The organism is Achromobacter sp. RT286_PF (assembly GCF_059760425.1).
In genome coordinates this window covers 81,623-89,010 of sequence record NZ_JCBAMR010000027.1, presented here as the reverse complement: position 1 = coordinate 89,010, position 7,388 = coordinate 81,623, and the positions used below count along the sequence as shown (strand labels likewise).

2 protein-coding genes are annotated in these 7,388 nt (G+C 70.3%); both read right to left on the bottom strand.

The window, feature by feature from the left end; genetic code table 11:
* The coding region (gene tssI / locus AC6LJY_RS19720; protein ID WP_498136585.1) for a type VI secretion system tip protein TssI/VgrG at window positions 1-6,602 on the bottom strand (6,602 nt) is incomplete at its 3' end.
* Window positions 6,599-7,378 (bottom strand): type IVB secretion system protein IcmH/DotU, encoded by a 780-nt coding sequence (gene icmH / locus AC6LJY_RS19715; RefSeq protein ID WP_052946138.1) that lies wholly within the window; start codon window positions 7,376-7,378, stop codon window positions 6,599-6,601. The genes icmH and tssI, both read right to left, overlap by 4 nt.
* Window positions 7,379-7,388 lie beyond the last annotated feature (10 nt).

Here is a 7,388-nt window from a genome sequence, read left to right as displayed (position 1 = left end):
AGGCAAGGATGTAAAGAGGCAGAGCCCGCGTCGCCCGCGCCCCCGATGGCGCCCCCAGCCGTTGTGGTGGCGCGGCCAGATGGGCCGCCGGCCGTTGTTGTCGCGCCGCCCGATGGGCCGCCGGCCGCATGGGCTGGCGCGCTGGTCGAAGTGCCGGCGCTGGCGCTGGAAGCAGCGTCCGCCGAGGGGGCGGCCGAGGGGGGCGCCGGTGCACCAGCCACAGTAGCTGCGTTCGCGGTACCGCCGACGGTGCCGGTCGAGCTAGCGTCCGCTGCGGAGGGCGCCGTGTTGACGCCCGCGCCTGCCGACGCCGCGGAGCCGGGCTCGCTTCCCGCGTCGCTGGCGACGGACGAGTCCCCGGCGGCGGTCGTCGCGGTGACGCTTGCCGGGGTTGCTCCGGCTGCGCTTGTCGCTACGTCAGGTGAGGCTGCGGCAGGTGAGGCTGCGGCAGGCGCGGCGGCGGAGGTCGCAGCGCTACCGGCGGAGCCCGTCGCGGCGCTGGTCGCTGCCGTAGTCGAGCCAGCCGCGCTGCCGCCGGAGCCTCCCAGCCCCGCTGCCGCGCCTGCGCCGATGCCGCCTGCGCCTGCGCCGATGCCACCCGCGCCTGCGCCGATCCCGCCAACGCCGGATGTCGCGCTGGCCCCCGCTGATGAGGGGTTGCTGGGGAAGTTCAAGCCGCCTTCACCCGAGCCGCCGGGCAGGCCCGCGCCCTGCGGCAGGGGGCTTTGCGAGGCAGGGACGAAGCCAGGCGTTTGCGTGGGGATGCCGGCGGCCACGGCAGCGCCGTCGCCAGACAGGCCGCCCGTCGTCGGCAGGGTGTCGCTGGATGCGGTCAACGCGCCGCCATCCGGGGCTGCAACGCCAGCGGCATGGGCGGAGACGTTTGCAGAGACGTCGGCGGGGACATTAGCGGAGACGTTAGCGGGAACCTCAACGGGCATACCAGCGGAGACGTTAGCGGGAACCTCAGCGGACATACCAGCGGGGATACCGGCGGAGATGTCGGCGGAAGGGCCCGTTGCCGAACCTGCGTGGCCGGTGCTCGTTAATTGCGCAAGCTGGTCGCCTTGCGTCACGGTCCCGGCAGAGGACCGCGATGCGCCGTTCACGGCGTCGGGCCAGCTGAATCCGTGCAAGGCGCCAGAGGACTGCGGAACGACGGTGGCCAGCGAAGCCGGGTCAGACAGCGCGCCGCCAGCAACGGCTGCCGAAGATGCTGCGGCTGCCGTATTGCCGGCCGCGTTTGCGGCGCCGGCCAGCAGCGTGCCCGCGCTGGCGGTCACGGTCGCGAGCAGCGTAGCGTTCGGCAAAGTCGACGTGTCGCGCGTGTCGCGTGGGTGCGCGGATGCTGTGACTGAGGCCGCGCCTTGTTGGCCGGGAGACACGGACGCAGCGAAAGAGGGCGACGATTGCGTCCCCACTGCGGCGGACGCGGAGGCGGGCGCGGAGGTGGGCGACGATTGCGTTGTTGCCGCTGCGGACGCGGAAGTGCGCGACGACTGCGTGGTTGCCGCGGCGGTCCCGAAGCTGGGCGATGGCTGCGTTGTAGCGGCGGCCGATGTCTCGTCGGCCTGCTTGCGCCGGTCGGCGTCGGCGCTTGTCTGGGCGAGGTGGGTGTCGGGCGCGGCGGACCCCGGCGGCAGATCCGTCGTCAGCGGCGAAGCTCCGTCCGCCGCCGTGGTCGACGCGCGGGCTGCGGTTGCGGCTACCGAAGCAACTCCGGAACCCGCCAGCGCGCCGACTTGCGATGCTGCGTGGGCGGATGCTGCCGCTAAGGTCGCGGGGGGAGTGGATGCGCTGTTGAAAGATGCCGCGTTAGAAGGGGCGGCGTTAGGTGCGGCGACGTGAGAGGAGCCGTTATAGGCGTCGCCAGAGGAGACTGCCCCGCTGTAGGCCGCGTTCACGGAGGTCGCGGCGGTCATGCCGAGGTCCGTCGCGATGGATGGTGGCGACGACGTGGCGGCGCCGGTGAAGTCGCCGGCTGCCGGTCCGGCTTGCACTGACGCGGCCGACACAACGTCGCCCGGCAACGCGATGCTTTCCGTGGACGCCGATACGAGAGCCGCCGAAGCCGGCGACACGGCAACGTCCGCCGTGGGAGATACGAAAGTGTCTGAAGCGCCTGCAACCGCGGACGAGTCGAATGAAGGCGTCGTCGGCGCTACCGAAGCGGCGAATGACGATGCACCGGTAGCCGCCCCAGCTGCCGCAATCGAGGCGGCGCCAGAAGACGCGCCGCCCGATATGACCGCGGACGCACTCGCAGCCGTAATCGAAGGCGTGGCCGACGCAGCACCGCCAGCAGCGAACGAAGGCGCGACCGTCGAAGCACCGGCAGCGGCGATCGAAGGCGCGACGCTAGACGCACCGGCAGCGGCGATCGAAGGCGCGACCGTCGACGCACCGGCAGCAGCAATCGAAGGCGCGACGGTAGACGCACCGGCAGCAGCAATCGAAGGCGCGACCGTCGACGCACCGGCAGCGGCGATCGAAGGCGAGACCGTCGACGCACCGGCAGCGGCGATCGAAGGCGCGACCGTCGAAGCACCGGCAGCGGCGATCGAAGGCGCGACCGTCGACGCACCGGCAGCGGCGATCGAAGGCGCGACCGTCGACGCACCGGCAGCGGTGATCGAAGGCGCGACCGTCGACGCACCGGCAGCGGCGATCGAAGGCGCGACCGTCGACGCACCGGCAGCGGTGATCGAAGGCGCGACCGTGGATGCGCTTGCGACGGCAATCGAAGGGGCGGCCGACGGGCCGGCCGCATCGGCAACAGAAGGCGCCCCAGTGTTCGCGATCAGGGAATCGCTGGCGGGCGCATCGGGTGTTGCGACAGCAGACGGGGCCGACGTCGCAACGGACGAGGTGCCGGTTGCGTTGACGGGTGCCGTACCTGCGGCGGAAGCGCTGGACACGGGTGCGCCCGTGCCGGCAGTTGGCGGGGCAGACGCTACGACGCCAGCTGGACCGGAGGCGCTGGTCGCGCCGCCTGCGTCGGCGGTCGCGGTAGCGTTCGCAGCCGTCGACGCTGCACCTGTCGTTGGCGCGGGCGCGACCGACACGCTGCTGTTTGCGACCGGCGCTGCGCCAGCGCCAGCACTAGCACTAGCACTAGCACTAGCACTAGGACCAGCAACAGTTCCACCGCCCGCACCAGCACTAGCCCCAGCCCCAGCCCCAGCCCCAGCCCCAGCCCCGTCGGGCGATGCCGATGCGTCAGGCGATGCGCTCGCAACCGCAGGCGAGGGCGCACCGGAGGGATTTGCAGCGGAACTCGCGGCAGATGCTTGCGGCGCAGACGCTGTACCGGCAGTTGCCGCGCTTGGCGTACCAGTCGCCGCCGGCGTGGCGCTTGCCACGGACGTCGCTCCAGCCCCCGATCCCACCCCCGCGAACGTCGCCGCTCCAGAAATCATTCCCGACGCGCCTTCCGGCGCGACGGAAGCCAGCATGTCCGTCGCGGCGGGCAATGCCGCCGAAGGGTCCTTGATGAAGGCCGCCGCTTGCGACACGGTGCCCGCCGCCGACGCGGCGGAATCGATCATGCCGCTGGCGCCCGGGGCCACCGAACCCAGCATGCCGGAGGCGGCGGGCAGCGCCGACATGGGGTTTGCGACCATGGCCTTTGCCTGCGCGACCATGCCTTGCGCCTGCGAGACCATGCCCATCGTGTTCTTGGCGGTGTTCAGCAGCCCGCCCATCGCGGGGCTGGCGTTGCCCAGCAGGCCCGGGGCGGCGGACAGCGCGCCCATCGGGTTCTTGGCCAGCCCGGCCAGCGTGTTGGCCTGGCCGGCAAGCTGCGACAGTTTGGAGGCGGCGCCTGCCGCCGTCTGGCCCAGGCTGGCCAGGCCGCTGGGCATGGCATCGCCCAGTGCCCCCAGCCCGGTGCCGGCGCCGGCTCCCGCCGCGCCGCCGAAACCGGCCATCAATCCGGACGCGGCCTTCTTGACGGCGGACGCCGTGGCGCCGTCCTTGTGCACCAGCTCGGCGCTGACGATCAGCGGATCGTCGACCGTGGTGCTGGGCAAGGCCGGCAAGTTGGCCGCGTCACTGGCCGGACCCACGAAATTGTGCGTGGCGCCCTTGACCGAGAACAGGCCCGGCCCCTTGAACACAATGTCGGCCCCATCCAGCGTCACGCTGCCGCCCGCGGCTTGCAGGGTTACGCGCTGGTTGCCCAGGATTTCGATGCCTTCGGCCGACGACGTTACGGTGATGTCCTGGCCCGCCAGCGCTTCCAGGATGTCGGTATGCGCGTGCAGCGAAACGGGCGCTTGCGCCGAGATCGCCCGGATAGGGCCCTGCTGCGCGAACACGCTGGCCGAGCGCGCGGACACCGCCGAATACGTCTGCTGCGCGGACACGTGCGCGTCCGATTGCGCGGTGGCGTGCAAGTGCTTGCCCGCATGTAGCACGGCGCTGGCCGGCGTGGCCAGGTTCAGGGAATTGGGGGAATCGATCAGCAGGTGCGGGCCGTTGATGCGTTCGACGGCGGCCGAGTCCGTGCGCTGGCCGTTGGCGGCCTTGCCGGCGGCCTGGCCGTTGATTTGGGCCGGATAGCGTCCGTCCTGTTGCGGGTCCAGTGCGGCAAGCAATTCGTCATAGCCGTCGGCCGCCGCCATCGTGCGCGCCTGATGCTGGCCGGCGCTGTCGTTCAAGCGGCGCGATGCGTCTTGCGCGCCGCGCAGCAGCAGCAAGGCTTCCTGCGCGTCGGCCTGCGTGGACTTGGCCTGTTCGCGGGCGGTGGACGACACCAGCATGCCCTGGCCCGACCGCACGACCGTCCACGCGTCCGAGCGCAGTTCAAAGCCCGTGCCGCGCCATTGGCCGCGGTTGGCGTCGTCCAGGTCCTGTTCGACCAGATGGCCCAGGCCCAGCTGCGTGGCGGCGGTCGAGCTGGCCAGCCGCGTGCGCAACTTGCCGCGCGTGTCGTCAAACACCCACTGGTTGCGGCCCGCACCGTCCAGGCCGTGGCTATGCCAGCCGCTCAATACGCCGGCGTGATTCGCTTCGGCGTTCTCGCCGGCGGACCAGGGCGGCAGGTCCGCGTCGTTGTATAGCTGGCCGGCAACCACCGGCCTGTCGATATCGCCATCGATAAATTCCACGATGACTTCGGTGCCGCCACGGGGCAGATGATGCGCGCCCCAGTTGGGGCCTGCTTGCGCGCTGGCCACGCGCAGCCACGTGCCCGAGCGGTCGTCGCCCGGTGCGTTGCCGCTGGCGTCGCCGTGCGTCTTGTGCGGCAGGCCACCCGTGACGGGCTTGTCGCCGCGCTGCCAGGGAAACTGCACCTTCACGCGCAGGTCGCGGTCGGACGTGATGGGGGCGTCGCCGGCGCTGACCACCACCGCCGCCAGGCCTTCCGGCGCGGTCGGGCGCGGGCGCCACGCCGGCATCAGCGCGGCCGCCTCGGGCTGGGCCGTGAAGCGGTTGCGATAGGTGCCGCGTTCCATGTCGGCACTGCTTGCCACTTGGGGTGCCTGTGCCCCCAGGTTGTTGGTGGCTTCGTGCACCACCTCCAGCACCACGTAACGGTTGCCGCCCAGCTCGTCCACCGCCTGCCCGCCACCGCCCTCGGCATAGCGTTCGTGCTGCGTCATGGCGAACAAGCGGCCGGGGGCCAGCGACCGCGCCGTGCCCGCGCCTTCGAAGCGGACGATGCGCGATTCGTGGGCGCGCAACGAACGCGCGGCGCTTTGTTCGGCGGCCTCGTCGTCGGCGTAACGGCCGTGGCCGGCGTAGTCGTAATCCTCAAGCACGGGCAGGGCTTCCACCTGCACTGGCGAGCGGCTTTGCGCGGCATGCGCGGTCAGCGTGCGTTCGTTCCAGGCGGCGCGCGCCACGGCGTTCGGGCGCACGGACTGGGCCGCTGAAAAATGCGTGATGCTGTCGCGCGTTTCAGTGGCGTCGCTGCGATGAAAACGCAGGGGCGAGGCCGGGTCTTCGGGCCGCGCCGCGCCCGCATCGAAGATCACGACGCGATGGCGCGCTCCGCCGCCGGCCGCCTGGCCGTCGTCCTGTTGGTGTTCGAAGCGATACGACAGGCCCGCCTCGGCCAGGATGCGCTGCACGAATTGCAGATCCGACTCGCGGTACTGCGTGCAAGCCGCGCGCGCGGGCAATGCCTCGCTGACGTCGAACGCAAAGGCCGCCTGGGGATAATCCGCAAAGATGTCGCTGACGATGTCCTGCACGGACTGATCTTGGTAGATGAAGCTGTCGCGGCGCAGCGCCAGCGCGGCCATCCACGGCGCGGCGTGCAAGCGGTAGCGGGCCAGACCGCCATCGGCGCCCAGCGCGTCCACGCCTTCGACCACGGCATGCCAGCGGCGCATCGACCCATCCGCCTGCAACAGGCTGACGGTGATCTCCTTGCCCAGCAAGCCGCTTACATCGAGCTCGGCGCTGGCGGCCAGGCAGTCCAGCGTCAACGCGAACAGGCGCGACACGCCTTCGCGCAGCGTCATCTGCTCGGGCACCAATTCAGCGTCCAGCGGCGTGCTGACGCGCAGCATGCGCGCCTGTTGCGACAAGGTGGCGATGTTCATCGACGAGTAGGCCGAGGCGCTTGACGGGTTCGAAGGCGTAGTGTTCATGGCAACGAAATGGTCAGGTGCGCGGCGCGCGGACCCAGCTTGACGATGTCGTGGTACGGCGCCATCGCCGTCTGCATTTCCGAATTCAAAAAGTGGCCCATGCCCAGGAATGCCAACAGGCCCAGCAGCGCAAACACCGCCATGATCGACCACAGCGGCACGTCGCGCTTGAGCGTGTGGGCGATCTTGTCGGGCAGTTGCCAATGCGGCGCAAAACCGGTGCGCTTGCCGCGCAGCAGGGCAATCTCATCACCCAGGCGCGCGGTCAGGTAGCCCAGCTTTTCCTGGCCTTCGATCAGGTACTTGCCCTGGAAACCCAGCAGCAGGCACATGTAGTAGATCTCAAGCGATTGCAGGCGCGGTGCGCCTTGCGCACGCAGGTCTTCCAGCCGCGCAAAAAAGTTCTCGCCCGCCAGCTGCTCGCCGAACAGCGTCAGTTGCAGCGGCTGCAACATCCACGCGTCACGAATCGCGAAGCCGGAATTCAACACGGTTTCATCGACGGCGGCGCAAAAGGCGTACTTGGTGGCGTAGACGTCTTCGGCTGGAATATCCAGCTTCTTGGCGGCGCGTTCGTAGTCCGCCAGAAACTGCTGCACGCGCGCCGAGAAGGCCGCGGCGTCGGTCGGTTCCTGGCCGCTCTTGACCAGGAACAGCATCAGGAAGCCGTCGTACAGCAGGTCCAGCAATGACTTGGCGGGGCGGCTGGCATGGAAGTCGGCGGCGCGCTGAGGCAGCGTCGCGCCGGACATCAGGGAAGGGGCGTCGGCGGTCATGGCAGGGTTC

What these genes read in the sequence shown, in the direction of transcription:
- icmH (WP_052946138.1), bottom strand. Translation starts at nt 7,378, where the DNA reads ATGACCGCCGACGCCCCTTCCCTGATGTCCGGCGCGACGCTGCCTCAG.